Origin of the sequence: Pantoea phytobeneficialis (genome assembly GCF_009728735.1) — a bacterium.
In the GTDB taxonomy this organism is placed as follows: Bacteria; Pseudomonadota; Gammaproteobacteria; order Enterobacterales; family Enterobacteriaceae; genus Pantoea; species Pantoea phytobeneficialis.
Genome location: NZ_CP024636.1, coordinates 4,030,276 through 4,048,528, shown reverse-complemented (window position 1 = coordinate 4,048,528; position 18,253 = coordinate 4,030,276). Strand labels below are relative to the sequence as shown.

The window sequence follows — 18,253 nt, the reverse complement described above, 5'->3', positions numbered from 1 at the left end:
ACACACTAACCATCGCGGGGGAGGCTGGCAAGCGTCTCGCTGCCAGCCGCAGGGTCAGGCTTTTTCGACGTTATTCAGGGCCAGGGAAACCGCGAGGGTTTGTGCCAGGCACAGAGACGCCACCTGTGAGCGGAAGCCATCAACCTGCGCTTCGCGTACCACAAAGCAGACATCGCTGAAGGCCGCCAGCGGGCTGACCTGGCTGTCGGTGATGGCGATTTGGTGTGCGCCACGTTTGGCACCCAGTTCCACCAGTTCCACCGCTTCACGCGCGTACGGTGAATAGCTGATGGCAATCACCACGTCTTTCGGGTTCACCATGCTTAGCTGTTCGGTGAACATGCCGCCGAGGCCATCGATCAGGAACGCGCGACGCTCCAGATGGCGCAGCGCGTACACCAGATACGACGCCACGCTGAACGAGCGGCGCAGACCAATGATGTAAATATTTTCCGCTTCATTCAGCATCTTCACCGCTTTGTTGAGCTGGTCAGGGTTAACCTGCATCGCCAGCTGTTGCAGCGCCTGGCTGTTGACCATAGTGAAGACGTTGAGGATTTCGACCGGGCTTTCCGGCGAAGAGGCGCTGTCGTCGGTGGCGGTCTGACGGAACAGGCGGGCGCGTTCGGTGTAGTTCACCGTCTCTTCCATCAGGTGCTGACGGAAAACCTGCTTCATCTCGTTAAAACCACTGAAACCAAAGGCGTTGGCAAAGCGGATCAGCGTAGAAGGGGGGACATCCGCTTGCTGCGCGATTGAGGCCACGGTGTCGAAAGCGATGCTATTGCTGTTATCAAGAATATAACGCGCCACCTGTTTCAGGCGTTTACTCAGCGTCTCATAACGACGACGAATGTCGTCCTGTAACAAAGTCAGTTGGGTGGGGTTATTGGTCATTACTTCGGCCTGCTAATAAACATTGTGGCTGGATAATGAGCGCTATAGTACCAGATGGATGGAAAATTTCATTTGTTTGGCAGCATCGTGACGGTTATTTCATCGGTTTATGAAACGCCTCACAAAATGCAGGGGGTAATCGTAGCGGCGCGATAAATCGCGCCGCTACGTTCGTGCACTGTGCGGGTACTGTTTAACCGCGTGCCGCGCGCCAGTACTCAATCAGGCGCAGATAATTGCCTTTCACTGTTTCAATCAGCGCCTGGTCATCCAGCTCGCCCTGCAACCACTGGCGTGATGGCTGGCCGAAAATGGTGCGACCTACTGCAAAACCTTTCACCCACGGTGCCTGGGCCGCCGCCGCGAAACCGGCTTTCAGCTTCTCTTCTGGTGCATCAAGGCCGAGCAGCAGAATGCCACGGCAGTGAGGATCCTGCTGTTCGATCAGGCTGCTTACCGCCTGCCAGGTTTCTGCCGACAGCGGCGGTAACTTCCACCAGTCGGGCTGGATGCCGAGACTATAGAAGTGGCTCAACATATCGACATAGTAAGACTCTTCTTTATCCGGGTTACTCTCCGGCAAAATCACTTCCAGCAGCAGCTCGTGCCCGCTTTTGTTACAACCCTTCCACACATCCAGCAGCAGATCGTCCTGCTCTTTACGCAGTTCCGCGCTGTCATGTGGGTGGTAAAACACCAGGCATTTCACCACATGTTCCTGCGGCCAGTCGATCAACTGGGAGCCGATATTGCCGTGCTCCAGACGCAACGGGCGCGAACTGGGTAACTCAATCGGGCGACCAATCCACCAGCCTTTACCGGTGATGGCGTTCAACGCTTTCTGGCCGTAGGTGGTATCCGCGAGGATGCCGCTTTTGCTGTCCAGACCGGCCTGTTGCGACGCCTCTTGTGCTGCCTGCAACAACAGCAGCTTGAGTTGTGGGATGCGGCTTTCATCGACACCGGCCTCGCGAGCCATATCGGCTAACTGCTTACGATGGTCGAAAGCGAACACGTTCAGTTCCGGCCACTCACGGGTGCGCGAGGTGACACGGTGCAGGTGATTGAGACGGGTATCGAGGTCCGGGCGTTTTACCTCTTGATCGCGGCTGAGGAAATCATCAAGTTCCTCTTTGGTCGGCATCGCTGGCGCGCAGCCGTGGCGAGATACCACCAGTGCGCCGCAGGCATTGGCATAGCGACACGCCTGTTCCCAGCCTTCATCGTTCAGCCAACCACGCAGCAGGCCAGACATAAAGGCATCACCCGCGCCCAGTACGTTCAGCACTTCTACGCGCACGCCGCTGTGCAGTTTGGTCTGCTCCCAGCTATCCGGGATCGCGCCTTCAAATACCACGCAACCCAGCGGGCCGCGTTTGCACACCAGCGTCGCCTGGCTGGCCTGACGCACGTTTTTCAGCGCGGTCAGGGTATCGGTGCTACCACCGGCGATATGAAACTCTTCTTCTGTTCCGACAATCAGATCGAAATAGTGCACCACTTCCTGAAGCTGTTTTGTAACCTGGCTGGACTCGATGAAACGCGTTTCACCGTCGCCGAGTGAGGTCAGCCCCCACAGCACCGGGCGATAGTCGATGTCCAGCGCAGTGCGCAGGCCGTTTCGCCTGGCGATATCCAGCGCTTTCAATACCGCGGCACGGGTATGAGGATGCGACAGGTGAGTACCGGTTACTGCGACAGCGCGTGAGGAAGTAATGAAATTTTCCTGAATATCTTCGGGTACCAGCCCCATATCCGCGCAGTTGTCACGGTAGAAAATCAGCGGGAAGGTCTCTTCATCTTTAATACCGAGGATCACCAGCCCGGTCAGGCGATGTTTATCGGTAATCAACCCCTCAGTGCTGCAACCCACGCGTTGCAGGGTTTCACGCAGAAAGCGGCCATTATGCTCGTCCCCGACGCGTGCCAGCATGGCGGATTTCAACCCCTGGATGGCCGTGCCATAGGCAACGTTGCCGGAAGATCCGCCGAGGTATTTAGCGAAGGTGCTCATATCTTCCAGTCGCGCGCCAATTTGCTGACCGTAGAGGTCGACGGCGATGCGTCCGATACAAATCACATCAAGCCGCTTCTGTTGTGTACTCATACTTGTGGTTTCCTTCTGTGATAAGCAGACACTTCGGGCGCTGTGCTTCCGGGTTCTCAAGGTGCCTGATTGGCTATGGTCGCAGTATGGGGAATAAAAATTCCAAATTCAATATGAAATGAAATATCTGTCACGATTTTGTGAACCAGGTAAAACTCTGAACAACGTAGCGTGCAGGGGAGAGTGGCAAGACAAGTTTCACGGATGCTCTGGCTTGTGAGCCAGCTCTCAGGAAAACCCTGAAAAATAATGGAAGCTGCTGAAGTGAAATGAAATTTCTTTATGAGGCTTCTTTGCTTTATTGTTGTTCCACTTTTCCCCCTTTTTGGCCTGTGTCTGGGTCCGTTCCATCCCTGAATTTGATCTCCATCGCAAAATGAAATGTTTCTTCTGTAATCGTATTTTATGGAAAAAATATTTGTTTATAATCGCCTCACGTTTCACTTATCCGCGGTCGCCATTTCCGGTGCGTTGACGTCAACCGCGTTGTACCTGGTTCACAGGTACCAGCATGTAAAGGATGAGCATATGGGCACAATCAGATTAACCACGGCACAGGCGCTGGTGAAATTTCTTGATAACCAGTATCTGAACGTTGATGGCGTTGAAACCAAGTTTGTGAAAGGCATTTTCGCTATTTTCGGTCACGGCAACGTGCTGGGGCTGGGGCAAGCGCTGGAACAGGACAGCGGCGATCTGGTGGTGCATCAGGGCCGTAACGAGCAAGGTATGGCGCATGCCGCCATCGGTTTTGCCAAGCAGTCGCTGCGCCGCCAGATTATTGCCTGTACCTCGTCGGTCGGACCGGGCGCAGCCAACATGATCACCGCCGCCGCGACCGCAACCGCCAACCGTATTCCTTTATTACTGCTGCCGGGCGATGTGTTCGCCACGCGCCAGCCGGACCCGGTGTTGCAACAAATCGAGCAAAGCCACGATCTCAGCATCAGCACCAACGATGCTTTCCGTGCCGTCAGCAAATACTGGGACCGCGTCAGCCGCCCGGAGCAGCTGATGACCGCCTGTATAAACGCATTGCGCGTGTTGACCGATCCGGCGGAAACCGGTGCGGTGACCATTGCGCTGCCGCAGGATGTGCAGGGTGAAGCCTGGGATTTCCCGGAATATTTCTTCCAGAAGCGCGTACATCGTCTGGATCGCCGTCTACCCACCGTGGCCCAGTTGGAAGAGGCACTGGCACTGATTGTGCGTAAACATAAGCCACTGATTGTATGCGGTGGCGGCGTGAAATATTCCGAAGCGGGTGAAGCGCTGCGCCAGTTTGCTGAGCGTTTCAACATTCCGTTTGCCGAAACGCAGGCGGGGAAAGGCACCATTGTCTCTGACCATCCGCTAAATGTCGGCGGCGTCGGTGAAACCGGCTGTCTGGCGGCTAACCTGCTGGCGAAAGAGGCGGATTTAGTGATTGGCGTGGGGACGCGCTACACCGATTTTACCACCGCTTCGAAATGGATTTTCCAGAACCCGGACGTTAGCTATCTCAATATCAACGTCAACAACTTCGACAGCTACAAGCTGGATGCAGTGCAACTGCTGGCCGATGCCCGCGAAGCGCTGACCGCGCTGGATAAGGGTTTGCAGGGCTTTGAAAGTCACTGGGGCGGCCAGATCGATCAGGCGCAAAGTAAGCTGCTGAAAGAGACGCAGCGCGTGTATGCCGCGACCTATAACACCGACGATTTCATCCCAGAAATCGCCGACCATATCGACCGTGAAGCGTTGTTTGCCGAATTCCAGCGCCTGACGCAGTCGGTACTGACGCAGAGCAGCGTGCTGGGCACCTTAAACGAGCAACTCCCAAAGGATGCGGTGATTGTCGCGGCCGCGGGCAGTCTGCCGGGCGACCTGCAACGCGTGTGGCGCACCAAAGATTACAACTCGTACCACGTTGAGTATGGCTACTCCTGCATGGGCTACGAGGTGAATGCCGCGCTGGGGGTGAAGCTGGCTGAGCCGCAGCGTGAAGTCTACGCCATGGTCGGTGACGGATCTTTCATGATGCTGCACTCCGAGCTGGTCACCTCAGTTCAGGAAGGGGCGAAAATCAACGTCATCCTGCTGGATAACATGACCAACGGGTGTATCAACAACCTGCAAATGGAACACGGTATGGACAGCTTCACCACCGAGTTCCGCTTCCGTAACCCGGAAGGCGGCAAGCTGGACGGTGGCTTTGTTCCGGTGGATTTTGCGGCGATTGCCGCAGGTTACGGCTGCAAAACCTATCGCGTCACCAGCCTGGAGCAGCTGAAGGCCGCACTGGCCGATGCGCAGAAGCAGACGGTCTCAACGCTTATCGATATTAAAGTGCTGCCGAAAACTATGGTCCACAAATACTTCAGCTGGTGGCACGTCGGGGTCGCGCAAGCGTCCACTTCCGAGCGTACGCAACAGGTGGCTGACAACCTTAACGCGCATATCGAACAGGCGCGTAAGTACTGATCTTCAGGCCGGACTTCTCCGGCCTTTATTTACCCTTATCCGACTCTACAGGTGTAATTATGACGCTCAAACTCGGTGTTATCGGTACCGGTGCAATTGGTCAGGAACATATCCGCCGCTGCAACAATGTGCTACAGGGTGCGAAGGTGGTGGCGGTTTCAGATATTAATGTGGAAGGCGCGCGTGCTGCGCTGCAACGTCTGAATATTGATGCCGAGGTTTATCAGGATGGTCATCAGGTGATCAACTCGCCAGAAGTTGATGCGGTGCTGGTCACTTCATGGGATCCGACACATGAAGAATTTACCCTCGCGGCGATTGCTGCGGGCAAACCGGTGTTTTGTGAAAAGCCGCTGGCACTGAGCGCCGAGGGTTGTCGCCGCATTGTCGATGCAGAAATCAAACACGGCAAACGCCTGGTCCAGGTCGGGTTTATGCGCCCTTATGATGCTGGTTACCGCGCACTGAAAAAGGTCATCACCGACGGTGAAATCGGCGAGCCACTGATGCTGCACTGCGCGCATCGCAACCAGAGCGTTGGCGAGAACTACACCACCGACATGGCCATTACCAATACCCTGATTCATGAGCTGGACGTGCTGCGCTGGTTGACGGAAGACGACTACAAAACGGTGCAGGTGGTGTTCCCGCGCGTGACCTCGAAAACGCATGCGAAGCTGAAAGATCCGCAAATCGTGTTGTTTGAAACGCAGAAAGGGATCCGCATCGACGTGGAAATCTTTGTGAACTGTGCGTACGGCTACGACATCCAGTGCGAGGTGGTGGGGGAAGAGGGCATTGCGAAACTGCCGGAACCTTCAGCGATTCAGATGCGTAAAAACGCCCGTCTTGGCAACGCCATTCTGACTGACTGGAAAGATCGTTTTATCGAGGCTTACGACGTGGAGTTGCAGGCGTTTATCAATGATGTGAAAGCCGGCCAACTGACCGGGCCTTCTGCCTGGGATGGTTTTGCGGCCTCAGTGGCGGCGGATGCCTGTCTGAAAGCGCAGAACAGCGGGGCTATCGAAGCGGTTGAAATGCCACCGCGTCCGACTTTCTACAACAAATAATCAGGGCTTCCCATGAACAAAGACAATGTAAAACTGGCGATTGCGCCGATTGGCTGGACCAACGATGACATGCCGGAACTGGGCAGCGAAAACACCTTCCAGCAGACGGTCAGCGAAATGGCGCTGGCGGGCTTTACCGGTAGCGAAGTGGGTAGCAAATACCCGCGCGATCCGGCGGTGCTGAAACCCATGCTGGATATTCGCGGCATTCAGATCTGTAACGCCTGGTTTAGTACCTTCTTCGCTAATGGCGATAAAGCGAAAACTATCGACGAATTCACCAACCATATGAACTTCCTGCATGCTATGGGGGCGCGCGTGATTGGTTGCTCCGAGCAGAGCAAAAGTATTCAGGGCACCAGCTTGCCGGTTCTGGAGCAGAAGCCAATTTTTAGCGATGAAGAGTGGCGTCTGACAGCCGAAGGCTATAACGAGCTGGCGGAGATTGCGGCAAAGAAAGGGATGCGTGTGTGTCTGCATCACCATATGGGCACGGCGATTCAGACCCCGGCGGAAATCGACCGCTTTATGGCGTCGACCAATGAGAATGTTGGCTTGCTGTACGACACCGGCCACATCTACTACTCAGAAGGTTCGCAACAGGCGATGCTGGATGTGCTGACCACATACCTGCCACGCATTTTCCATGTGCATCTGAAGGACGTGCGCGACAGCGTGGTGGCGGAAGTGCGCGCGAATTCGTTGTCGTTCCTCGATGGCGTGAAGAAAGGCACCTTTACTGTGCCGGGCGATGGCGTCATCGATTTCCAACCGGTGTTCAAAATCCTCGATGATTTCGGCTATAAAGGCTGGATGGTGGTGGAAGCGGAACAGGACCCGGCGCTGGCTAACCCGTTTGAATATGCGGTGAAAGCGCGGAAATATATTCGCGAGAATACCGGTCTTTAAGGTAAAAACGCGCGATGAATCGCGCCGCTACAGACTGCGCCAGCGCGATGAATCGTGCCGCTACAGACTGCGCCAGCGCGATGAATCGTGCCGCTACAGACTGCACCAGCGCGATTTAAAGCGCAAAAAAAGGCCGTAACCCTGGAGAGGGTTACGGCCTGTTATCTGACTTTACGGCTTAGGATGCCAGCGACAGCGTCGGTTTCTGGCGGTGAGTTGCCAACCATTCGCGAATGCGCGCCTGCTCGGCGTCGCTCAGCCACATCCCCTGTTTGGTACGACGCCAGATGGCATCATCCAGTTCATACACCCATTCGTGTTTCACCAGATAACGCAGTTCGGCCTCATAAAACTCATGACCGAAATTCTCGCCGAGATCTTCCAGACTCTGTGCACCTTCCAGCAACACTTCGGTGTTGCTGCCAAAGGTGCGGGCATAATGACGCGCCATACCTTCGCTGATAAATGGATAGCGGCGACGCAGGCTGGCGGCGTAATCTTCGCGCGAACCGGCGATATTGCCTCCCGGCAGCACCGCATTTTTGGTCCAGGCCGGGCCAGCGTTCGGATAATACTTCGCCAGTTTTTCCAGCGCGTGTTCCGCCAGCTTACGGTAGGTGGTCAGCTTGCCGCCAAATACCGACAGCAGCGGAGCCTGACCATTATCGTCATGGACATCCAGCGTGTAATCGCGGGTGATGGCCTGCGGTGAATCGGATTCGTCGTCACACAACGGACGTACACCGGAATAGGTCCAGACGATATCTTCCTGCGTCAGCTGTTTTTTGAAGTGCGCGTTATACACCTTCAGCAAATAGTTGATTTCGTTATCGTCGATCTTCACGTCTTTCGGGTCGCCTTTATATTCGACGTCTGTGGTACCGATGATTGAGAACTCATCCATCCACGGAATGACAAACACGATACGATGATCTTCGTTTTGCAGGATATAGGCCTGTTTTTCACGATGTACGCGCGGCACCACAATATGGCTGCCTTTGATCAGACGGATGCCATAAGGCGATTTCAGTTTCAGGCCGTCGTCAAAGAACTGTTTAACCCACGGACCAGCAGCATTCACCAGCCCTTTGGCGCGCCAGGTGTAGGTTTTGCCGGTATCAATGTCTTCGGCTTCCACCATCCACAGGCCAGCCTCACGCCAGGCACGGGTTACGCGGGTACGGGTGCGTACTTCGCCACCTTGTTTCACCACTTCCTGAGCATTGAGCACCACCATGCGCGCATCATCCACCCAGCAGTCGGAATATTCGAATCCGCGCGTGATTTCAGACTTAAGTGCCGAATCCGCGCCAAAACGCAGACTTTTGCTACCCGGCAGGCTGGTGCGTTTGCCGAGATGGTCATACATAAACAAGCCCATGCGGATCATCCAAGCCGGGCGTAAATGCGGGCGGTGCGGCAGACGAAAGCGCATCGGGAAAGCAATATGCGGTGCCATTTTCAGCAGCACTTCACGCTCCGCCAACGCTTCGCCCACCAGGCGAAATTCGTAGTGTTCAAGGTAGCGCAGGCCACCGTGAATGAGTTTGGAACTGGCAGAGGAGGTTGCACAGGCCAAATCCCGCGCCTCCAGCATTAGCACCGACAGTCCGCGTCCTGCAGCGTCCACTGCAATGCCGGCACCGTTGATGCCGCCGCCGATAACGATCAGGTCTTTGGTTTCCACGTCATCTCCTCCGATGTTCGGAATCGTTCTTAAATGTTCGTTTTCGAGCATAATAATAATCGGAAACCAACATTGATGCCAGCGGTTAACCTAATAAAAACATCTTTGCGTGATACAGCTAACATTCCGGCAGGAAAAAAAACACAAAGCCACATGCTTTATCAGGTTATGGCGCTCGCAACTCAGGGTAAACTAGGCGTTAATTGTGACGATGTGATGAGAGAAACCATGGAAACCTTCGAATGTATTAACGTCCTACAGGCTCAGGAGCATCTGACACAAGGTGCGCAGCTGGTGGACATCCGCGATCCGCAAAGCTTCTCTCTGGGCCATGCCGCAGGTGCGCTACACCTGTCGAATGACAACCTCGCCGATTTTATCAGCCAGGCCAATCATGACCTGCCAGTGCTGGTGATGTGCTACCACGGCAATAGCAGCAAAGGTGCCGCGCAGTTCCTGCTGGGACAAGGGTTTAGTGCGGCCTACAGTATTGATGGGGGATTTGACGCCTGGCGTGCGGCGTTTCCGGCTCAGGTGACAACTGGTACGATGTGAGCCTTTTGATAAAGGTACGGAGAGCACCGCATGATGCGCATTACCCAGTTCAATAATCCGCGCATGGCCCAGGCGTTTGTGGACTATATGGCGACGCGTGGCGTCAGGTTAACGATTGAACGTGAAAGCCATTTTGTCATTCTGTTGGAAGACGAAAGCAAGCTGGATATGGTCGAAAACGAACTCGCGCAGTTCGTGCGTGATCCCAACCATCCACGTTATCAGGCCGCCAGCTGGCATACCGGCAGCACGGAAAGTGGGCTGCGTTATGAGCGAAGCCATATTTGGGCGAACATTCGCGAACGCGCAGGCCCGCTCACCATGACCATGATGATGGCCTGTGTCGCGGTGTTTATCCTGATGCAGATTTTCGGTGATGAAACCCTGCTTGGCTGGTTGGGCTGGCCTGATGGGCCGCAGCAATATTTCCAGGTGTGGCGCTGGTTCAGTCATGCGCTGCTGCATTTTTCCCTGCTGCATATTTTGTTCAACCTGATGTGGTGGTGGTATCTCGGCGGGGCAGTCGAAAAGCGTCTCGGGAGCGGCAAGTTATTTGTCATCATGCTCATTTCCGCGCTACTTACCGGCTGGATGCAGGCTAAATTTAGCGGCGTGCTGTTTGGCGGTTTATCTGGCGTGGTGTATGCGTTGATGGGTTATTGCTGGTTGCGAGGCGAGCGCGATCCCGAAAGTGGTATTTATCTCGAGCGCGGTTTGATGGGGTTCGCTATTGTGTGGTTGATTATTGGCTGGTACGGCGCATTTGGTCTGTCGATTGCCAATGCGGCACACGTTACCGGCCTGCTGGTTGGGTTAGCGATGGCGTTTGTTGATACGCGTAAGAAAGTGGTGCGCCGTTAATACCAGAAGAAGAAAAACGCGGCATCAAGCCGTGAACAGGAGAGAGATGTGAAGCAGACGCAACGTCATGACGCCATTATCGATCTGGTCCGGCGTCAGGGATATGTCAGCACGGAAGAGCTGGTGGATCACTTTGAAGTCAGCCCACAGACCATCAGGCGCGATTTGAACGATCTGGCCGATCAAAACAAAATTCAGCGTCATCACGGCGGTGCAGCGCTACCCTCCAGCTCGGAAAATACCGCCTGGCAGGACCGAAAAATGATGTGGTCGGCTGAAAAAGCGCGTATTGCCGAGCGCGTTGCCAGCCAGATCCCCGATGGGGCGACATTATTTATCGATATTGGCACCACGCCTGAAGCAGTGGCGCATGCGTTGCTCAATCATAGCAATCTGCGTGTCGTCACCAACAACCTCAACGTCGCGATGCTGCTGATGGCGAAACCGGATTTCCGCGTCATCATTGCCGGTGGCGAAGTGCGTACCCGCGATGGCGGCATTATGGGGGAAGCCACCCTCGACTTTATCTCCCAGTTCCGCCTGGATTACGGCATTCTTGGTATCAGCGGTATTGACATGGATGGCTCGTTGCTGGAGTTCGACTACCACGAAGTTCGCACCAAGCGCGCGATCATTGAAAACTCGCGTTGCGTGATGCTGGTGGTGGATCACTCAAAATTTGGTCGCAACGCGATGGTGAACCTGGGCAACATGAGCCTGATCGACTATCTGTATACCGACCTCACGCCACCTGCCAGCGTGATGAAGGTGATTGAGCAACACGAAGTACAACTCGAACTCTGCTAAATCTGCACGAGGCGGGTTTTTTTCTCTCCCGCCTTGTTTTTCTGTCGCTTTTTTCCCCTGACCCGTCTTTACTTATCCATTCAGGCCAGCATCCGGCCATGCGCTCCCCAATTTCGCTTCACCGTTACCGGACTCGGAAGGGATTGATATGTCGCAACAAAAATTCAATAAAGCGCGTTTTGACGCCGCACTTACCCGCCAGTGGCAATATCTTGGACTTTCTTCAGCACAACAAATGACGCCGCATCAATGGTGGCAGGCGCTAAGCGCTGCGCTGGCGGAGCTGCTGGCGACGCAACCCCCACTGACACCACGCAAAGGCCAGCGCCATGTTAATTATCTGTCGATGGAATTTCTGATTGGCCGTCTGACCGGCAACAACCTGATGAATCTCGGCTGGTATCAGGAGGTGCAGGAAGCGCTGGCGACTTATCAGGTTTCGTTAAGCGAGTTACTGGAAGAAGAGGTCGATCCGGCGCTCGGTAACGGTGGGCTGGGACGTTTAGCCGCTTGCTATATGGATTCAATGGCCACCGTAGGTCAGGCGGCGATGGGGCATGGCCTTAATTATCAATATGGCCTGTTTCGTCAGTCGTTTGATGATGGCCAGCAAAAAGAAGCGCCGGATGACTGGCAGCGCGATCGCTACCCGTGGTTTCGCCATAACGCAGCGCATGATGTGCAGGTCGGTATTGGCGGCAAAGTTGAGAAAACGGAAAACGGCGGTTGGTACTGGCAGCCCGCTTTCTGGTTAAAAGGGGAAGCCTGGGATTTGCCGGTGGTAGGCTATCGTAATGGCGTGACCTTACCGCTGCGGTTATGGAAAGCGACCAGCGATCACCCGTTTGATCTGACGCTGTTCAATGACGGAAAGTTTCTCCAGTCGGAGCAGTCGGGCATTGAGGCGGCCAAACTCACCAAGGTGCTCTATCCCAATGACAACCATCAGGAAGGTAAACGCCTGCGCCTGATGCAGCAATATTTCCAGTGTGCCTGCGCGGTGGGCGATATTCTGCGGCGGCATCATCTGGCCGGGCGTTCGGTGCATGACCTGCCAGACTACGAAGTGATTCAACTGAATGACACCCACCCGACCATTGCGATTCCAGAGATGTTGCGCCTGCTGCTGGACGAACATCAGCTGAGCTGGGATGACGCCTGGCACATCACCAGCCGCGTGTTTGCTTATACCAACCATACGCTGATGCCGGAGGCGCTGGAGCGCTGGGACGAGCGCCTGGTGCGCAGTTTGTTGCCGCGCCATATGCAGATCATCCGTGAGATTAACCGACGTCTGAAGAAACTGGTGCAACGTCAGTGGCCGGATGATGAGGCGGTGTGGCAGAAGCTGGCGGTGGTTGCGGAGGGTCAGGTACGGATGGCCAATTTGTGTGTGGTGAGTGGCTTCGCCGTCAACGGCGTGGCGGCGCTGCATTCCGAGTTGGTGGTGAAAGATCTGTTCCCGGAATATCACCAGCTTTGGCCGAAGAAATTCCATAATGTCACCAACGGCATCACCCCGCGTCGCTGGCTCCAGCAATGTAACCCACGGTTGTCGGCGTTGCTTGACGAGACATTGCAGGTGGAATGGGCCAACAATCTTGAGGCGCTAAAAGCGCTGGAGCCTTTTGCCGCTAAAAAAGCGTTCCGCCAGAAGTACCGCAAAATCAAGCAGGCCAATAAGCAGCAACTGACCGAGTACATCCGTCAGGTGACCGGCATTCAGGTGAATCCCGAGGCGCTGTTTGACGTACAGATCAAACGCCTGCACGAATACAAACGTCAGCATCTCAGCCTGCTGCATATCCTCCATTGCTACCGTCAACTGCGCGATGACCCAAAAAATCCTGACTTTGTCCCGAGGGTGTTCTTGTTTGGCGCGAAAGCCGCGCCGGGTTATTACCTGGCAAAAAATATTATCTATGCCATCAACAAGGTCGCTGAGGTGGTCAATAACGACCCGAAGGTGGGCGATAAGTTGAAGGTGGTGTTTATTCCTGACTATCGAATTACCGCCGCTGAACTGATGATCCCGGCGGCTGATCTCTCCGAACAGATTTCGACCGCCGGATATGAAGCTTCCGGCACCGGCAATATGAAACTGGCGCTGAATGGTGCGCTCACCATCGGTACGCTGGATGGTGCCAACGTTGAGATTGCGGCGGAAGTTGGCGAGGAGAATATCTTTATCTTTGGTCATACCGTGGATGAGGTTAAAGCGTTGAAGGCCGAGGGTTACCATCCGAAAAAACTGCGTAAGGCCAATAAACATCTCGACGGGCTGTTGAAAGAACTGGAAAAGGGCAAATTCAGCGATGGCGACAAACACGCCTTTGATTTGTTGCTCAACAGCCTGACGAAAAACGGCGATCCCTGGCTGGTGTTGGCCGATTTCGATGCTTACGTCGAGGCGCAACAGCGCGTTGAGGCACTGTGGAAGGATCAGGAAGCCTGGACCAAAGCGGCCATCCTCAATACTGCCCGCAATGGGATGTTCAGCTCCGATCGCTCTATCCGTGATTACCAGAAACGCATCTGGCAGGCGAAACGGTAAACCTGCACGTCTCGTAGCGGCGCGATCTATCGCGCTGATTGATTTTGCACGATAAATCGCGCCGCTACCGAATGTGCCTTACGCGATTCAGGAGCAGCAATGACGTTGAACAAGTTGGATCAAGCCGCACAGGCTGCGGGCATCGCACTGCGTTTTATCAATGCCAACGGCGAGCCTGCAACCATCAGTGATGACACCAAGCGGGCGCTGTTGGCGGTGATGGACGCGCCAACGGGCAAAGCACCGCCGTTACCGCCGGTCCAGGTATTCAGTGGACGGATGCAGCGCCAAGTGACGCCGCAAGGCAGTGGCGAATTCCACTGGCAGTTGACTTCCGAACAAGGTAAGCAATTTCACGGCAGCGTGCAGGGGGGCGAACCGTTGACGCTGCCTCCCCGGTTACCACAGGGCTACCATCAGCTTATCTTGCGTAAAGGCCGCCAGCAGTGGCAGACCCGTATCATCCTCGCCCCGCGCCGTTGTTACCTGCCTGCGCCATTGGAGCAAGGTGAAAAACGTTGGGGGGCGCTGGTTCAGCTCTATACCCTGCGTTCCGAACACAACTGGGGCATGGGGGATTTTGGCGATCTGGAGCGCATGCTGGAACAGGTGGCGGCACAGGGGGGTGATTTCGTTGGGCTCAATCCGCTGCACGCGCTTTACCCGGCACAGCCAGAGATGGCCAGCCCCTATAGTCCCACCTCACGCCGCTGGTTGAACGTGCTGTATATCGATGTCAGCCAACTGACAGATTTCCAGCAAAGCCACGCGGCGCAGCGCTGGTGGAACAGCGCCAAAACGCGGCGGATGCTGGAGAAAGCCCGCGTCAGCGAATGGGTGGACTACAGCACGGTGGCAGAGCTGAAAATCCACGCGCTACGTCTCGCATGGCAGGCATTTCGTCGGCATGGCGTCCAGCAGGATGCGTTTCAGCAGTTTGTGGTGGAGGGGGGCGAGCACCTGCGCTACCAGGCAGCGTTTGACGGCATTCAGGCAGAACGGCACACCGACGATCAACAGGCGTGGGGCTGGACGGGTTGGCCAGAAGGCTGGCGCAATGCGCAGCAGACCGAGGTCCAGCAATGGTGTATGCAGCATGAGGACGAGATTCAGTTCTGGAGCTGGTTGCAGTGGCTGGCGCAGCAGCAATTTGCGCAGTGCTGGCAGCGTAGCCAGCAGTTGGGGATGGCGGTAGGGTTGTATCGCGATCTGGCGGTCGGTGTGGCCCAGGGCAGTGCAGAAACCTGGCAGGATCCTCAGCTCTACAAGTTAGGTGCGTCGGTTGGGGCACCGCCAGACCGCCTCGGTCCACTCGGGCAAAACTGGTCGCTGCCGCCGCTCGATCCTCATGTAATGCGTGCGCGCGGCTATCAACCGTTCATCGATCTGCTGCGAGCCAACATGCGCGATTGCGGCGCGTTGCGTATCGATCATGTGATGGGGTTGCTGCGCCTGTGGTGGATTCCCTGGGGTGAGACGGCGGATAAAGGGGCCTATGTCGCTTATCCGGTGCAGGACCTGCTGGCGATCCTTGCGCTGGAAAGTCAGCGCCATCGTTGCATGGTCATTGGTGAAGATCTCGGTACGGTACCTGCTGAGATTGTCAGCCTGCTGCGCAACAGCGGCATCTTTTCATGGAAGGTGTTGTGGTTTGAGCAACATCGTGATGGGCGTTATCGTCAGCCAGAGGAGTATCCGCGCCAGTCAATTGCCAGTGCCAGCACCCACGATCTGCCAACCCTGACCGGATTCTGGGAGGCGGGTGACTTGCTGCTGGGAAATAAGCTCGGGTTGTATCCTGGTGAAAGCGTGTTGCAGTCATTGCAGCAGCAGCGGGAAAAACAGAAGCAGGCGCTGCTGGATGCATTGCATCAGGCCGGGGCGTTAGCCAAACCCAGCGGTAAACAGGCGGCCAAACGGGGGATGTCACCCGCGCTCAATCTGGCGATGCACCGTTTTCTGACGGCTACCGACAGCGCGTTGCTGGGCCTGCAACCGGAAGATTGGTTGGGTATGGACTCACCGGTGAATGTGCCAGGCACAGTTGAACAGTATCCTAACTGGCGTCGTAAGCTCAGTACCACGCTGGAGGCGATGTTTGCAGAGGGGGAAGTGCAACGATTGCTGAAGGCTGTGAGTATCGGCAGGAAGCGGGTTTAACGCGCGACAGCGTCGGGTCGCGGTCGCGCGTTGGGAATCAGTAGTAGGAGTGCTCGCCGCGCTGGTGCTCGGTCAGATCGCGCACGCCTTTCAGTTCCGGGAAGGCTGCCAGCAGCTCTTTCTCGATACCGTCTTTCAGCGTCACGTCAATCATCGAACAACCGTTGCAGCCGCCGCCAAATTGCAGAATGGCGTAACCGTCATCGGTGATTTCCATCAGTGAAACGCGACCCCCGTGGCCTGCCAGCTGCGGGTTGATCTGTGCCTGCAACAGGTATTCCACGCGTTCTACCATTGGCGCATCGTCAGAGACTTTACGCATTTTGGCGTTTGGCGCTTTCAACGTCAGCTGGGAACCGAGGTTGTCAGTGACGAAGTCAATTTCCGCGTCTTCCAGGTAAGGGGCGCTCAGCTCGTCAACATAGGCTGACAGCTTTTCAAACTTCAGCTCGGTATCCGTCGCTTCAACGGCATCGGGCGGGCAGTAAGATACGCCACACTCGGCGGTTGGTGTACCCGGGTTAATCACGAATACGCGGATCTGGGTGCCATCTTCCTGTTTTGACAGAAGTTTTGAGAAGTGCTCTTGGGCAGCATCAGTAATACGGATCATGGCGATTGCTCAATAGTTGACTAATTTAGTTGGTTATAATACGCCCAACGCCGACGCTCTACAAGGTACGGCAAAGGCATCCAATCTGTACGCTGGCCGCGCCTGCGGCCTGCAACATGCGGCTGATTTCAGCCACCGTACTGCCGGTGGTCACCACATCGTCGATAAGCAGGATATGGCGTCCCTCTACCGGGATTTCAAGCTGAAACGCGCCGCGCAGGTTCTTTTTACGCGCCGATGCGCTCAGCTCATGCTGCACCGCAGCCTGACGTACGCGACTTATGCCTTCCCTGTAGTCACAACTTAGCCAGCGCGCCAGCGGTTGCGCCAACAGCGACGCCTGATTGTAGCCACGTCGCCAGTGGCGACGCTGATGCAGGGGCACGCTGAAGATGATATCTGGTCGGGGAAGCCCATAACATCGCCGCATGGCTAACCACTTTAGCAAAAGTAGCCGCGCCAGCATCACCCTGAGTGCGGTGGCGCGGCAAAACTTCAACTGATGAACCCAGTGGCTGAGCGGGGGTTGATAACCGCTGACGCAGATCAGTTGTTGCCACGGTGGCGGTCGTTGCAGGCAGCGCCCACAAACCTGATCGGCACGGGCGGGCAGGCCACAGCGTGGGCAAAGTTCGGGTAACACCGGCAACTGACGCAAACACCCGTTGCACAGACCGTGTTGCGCCATGCGTAGCGGCAAACGGCATAGCCAACACAGGGCAGGGATTGATAGCATAGCGACCTCCTTTTCACTTTCAGGATAATAACCGATGAGTTCGATCTGGTGGCACACCACCGGCACGGGGGATTGCGATCTTGTGCTGCTGCACGGCTGGGGATTGAATGCCGAAGTGTGGCAAAACATCATTCCGCGACTCAGTCCGCATTTTCGCTTGCACCTGGTCGATCTACCGGGTTTTGGTCGCAGCCAGGGATTTGGTGCCATGACACTGCCCGCTATGGCACAGCATCTGGTGGAGCATTTGCCGGAACGCAGCCTGCTGCTGGGTTGGTCGCTGGGTGGTCTGGTCGCCAGTCAACTGGCGCTTACGGTGCCGGAATCCATTCGGGGGCTGATCAGTGTGGCTTCGTCGCCATGCTTTACCGCCAGCGAAGAATGGCCCGGTATTAAGCCGGAAACACTGCATGGCTTTCAGCAGCAATTAAGTAATGATTTTCAACGCACCGTGGAACGTTTTCTGGCTTTGCAGACGCTGGGAACGGAAAGCGCGCGCCAGGATGCTCGCCAACTGAAAGAAGTGGTGTTATCGCAGCCAATGCCGTCAGTGGCGGTACTGGAAGGCGGTCTGGAGATTCTGCGTCACTGTGATTTGCGTGCGTCGCTGGATGCTCTCCAGCTGCCATTCCTGCGCCTGTATGGCTATCTGGACGGACTGGTGCCTCGTCGTATCGCGGCAGAACTGGATGTGCGCTGGCCACAATCGCCATCGGTGGTGATGGAGAAAGCGGCCCATGCGCCATTCATCTCGCACCCGGAAGCATTTTGTCAGCATATTCTTAGCTTTAGTGACCGTCTGCCGCGCTAGCTGGCAATTCTCCCGGAAAG

At 55.7% G+C, this 18,253-nt stretch carries 14 protein-coding genes; 9 read left to right on the top strand and 5 right to left on the bottom strand.

What is annotated here, in order from left to right; all coding sequences use genetic code 11:
- Window positions 1–54: 54 nt before the first annotated feature.
- Window positions 55–897, bottom strand: coding sequence for a MurR/RpiR family transcriptional regulator (locus CTZ24_RS18865; RefSeq protein WP_013510847.1), 843 nt, complete (start codon window positions 895–897; stop codon window positions 55–57).
- 193 nt (window positions 898–1,090) lie between these two features.
- Entirely contained in the window at window positions 1,091–3,004 is a 1,914-nt protein-coding gene (locus CTZ24_RS18860; RefSeq protein ID WP_208724325.1) for a bifunctional 5-dehydro-2-deoxygluconokinase/5-dehydro-2-deoxyphosphogluconate aldolase, read from the bottom strand.
- Window positions 3,005–3,532: 528 nt separating this feature from the next.
- Between CTZ24_RS18860 and iolD the strand changes: the two genes are divergently transcribed.
- From iolD to iolE, 3 genes are read left to right on the top strand one after another with little or no spacing between them, the layout of a single operon-like run.
- Complete coding sequence (iolD, locus tag CTZ24_RS18855; RefSeq protein ID WP_208724324.1) at window positions 3,533–5,467, top strand: 3D-(3,5/4)-trihydroxycyclohexane-1,2-dione acylhydrolase (decyclizing); 1,935 nt, start codon at window positions 3,533–3,535, stop codon at window positions 5,465–5,467.
- Window positions 5,468–5,526: 59 nt separating this feature from the next.
- Window positions 5,527–6,540, top strand: coding sequence for a bifunctional inositol 2-dehydrogenase/D-chiro-inositol 1-dehydrogenase (iolG, locus tag CTZ24_RS18850; protein WP_021184870.1), 1,014 nt, complete (start codon window positions 5,527–5,529; stop codon window positions 6,538–6,540).
- 12 nt (window positions 6,541–6,552) lie between these two features.
- Complete coding sequence (iolE, locus tag CTZ24_RS18845; RefSeq protein WP_021184869.1) at window positions 6,553–7,449, top strand: myo-inosose-2 dehydratase; 897 nt, start codon at window positions 6,553–6,555, stop codon at window positions 7,447–7,449.
- A 178-nt stretch (window positions 7,450–7,627) separates the two neighbouring features.
- Here the strand turns inward: iolE and glpD are convergent, their stop codons facing one another.
- Window positions 7,628–9,136, bottom strand: a complete 1,509-nt coding sequence (gene glpD, locus CTZ24_RS18840; protein WP_021184867.1) for a glycerol-3-phosphate dehydrogenase — start codon at window positions 9,134–9,136, stop codon at window positions 7,628–7,630.
- Between the two features lie 228 nt (window positions 9,137–9,364).
- On the opposite strand from glpD, the gene glpE reads away from it, so the two are divergent.
- From glpE to malQ, 5 genes are all read left to right on the top strand, one after another.
- Window positions 9,365–9,691, top strand: a complete 327-nt coding sequence (gene glpE, locus CTZ24_RS18835; protein WP_021184866.1) for a thiosulfate sulfurtransferase GlpE — start codon at window positions 9,365–9,367, stop codon at window positions 9,689–9,691.
- Window positions 9,692–9,724: 33 nt separating this feature from the next.
- Window positions 9,725–10,552 carry a rhomboid family intramembrane serine protease GlpG gene (gene glpG, locus CTZ24_RS18830; RefSeq protein WP_036626762.1) on the top strand — a complete coding sequence of 276 codons (828 nt, stop codon included), beginning with the start codon at window positions 9,725–9,727 and terminating at the stop codon, window positions 10,550–10,552.
- Between the two features lie 48 nt (window positions 10,553–10,600).
- Window positions 10,601–11,359: a DeoR/GlpR family transcriptional regulator gene (locus CTZ24_RS18825; protein WP_013510838.1), complete on the top strand. Its 759-nt coding sequence runs from the start codon at window positions 10,601–10,603 to the stop codon at window positions 11,357–11,359.
- Window positions 11,360–11,507: 148 nt separating this feature from the next.
- On the top strand, window positions 11,508–13,913 hold the full coding sequence (gene malP, locus CTZ24_RS18820) for a maltodextrin phosphorylase (protein WP_208724323.1): 2,406 nt from the start codon (window positions 11,508–11,510) through the stop codon (window positions 13,911–13,913).
- 99 nt (window positions 13,914–14,012) lie between these two features.
- On the top strand, window positions 14,013–16,073 hold the full coding sequence (gene malQ, locus CTZ24_RS18815) for a 4-alpha-glucanotransferase (protein WP_208724322.1): 2,061 nt from the start codon (window positions 14,013–14,015) through the stop codon (window positions 16,071–16,073).
- 37 nt (window positions 16,074–16,110) lie between these two features.
- Here the strand turns inward: malQ and nfuA are convergent, their stop codons facing one another.
- Both nfuA and gntX read right to left on the bottom strand, forming a co-directional pair.
- The gene (nfuA, locus tag CTZ24_RS18810; RefSeq protein ID WP_013510835.1) at window positions 16,111–16,686 is read right to left on the bottom strand and encodes a Fe-S biogenesis protein NfuA; all 576 of its coding nucleotides are present in this window, start codon (window positions 16,684–16,686) and stop codon (window positions 16,111–16,113) included.
- Between the two features lie 58 nt (window positions 16,687–16,744).
- On the bottom strand, window positions 16,745–17,422 hold the full coding sequence (gntX, locus tag CTZ24_RS18805; protein ID WP_208724321.1) for a DNA utilization protein GntX: 678 nt from the start codon (window positions 17,420–17,422) through the stop codon (window positions 16,745–16,747).
- Between the two features lie 34 nt (window positions 17,423–17,456).
- On the opposite strand from gntX, the gene bioH reads away from it, so the two are divergent.
- Window positions 17,457–18,233, top strand: a complete 777-nt coding sequence (bioH, locus tag CTZ24_RS18800) for a pimeloyl-ACP methyl ester esterase BioH (protein WP_208724320.1) — start codon at window positions 17,457–17,459, stop codon at window positions 18,231–18,233.
- Window positions 18,234–18,253: the final 20 nt, after the last annotated feature.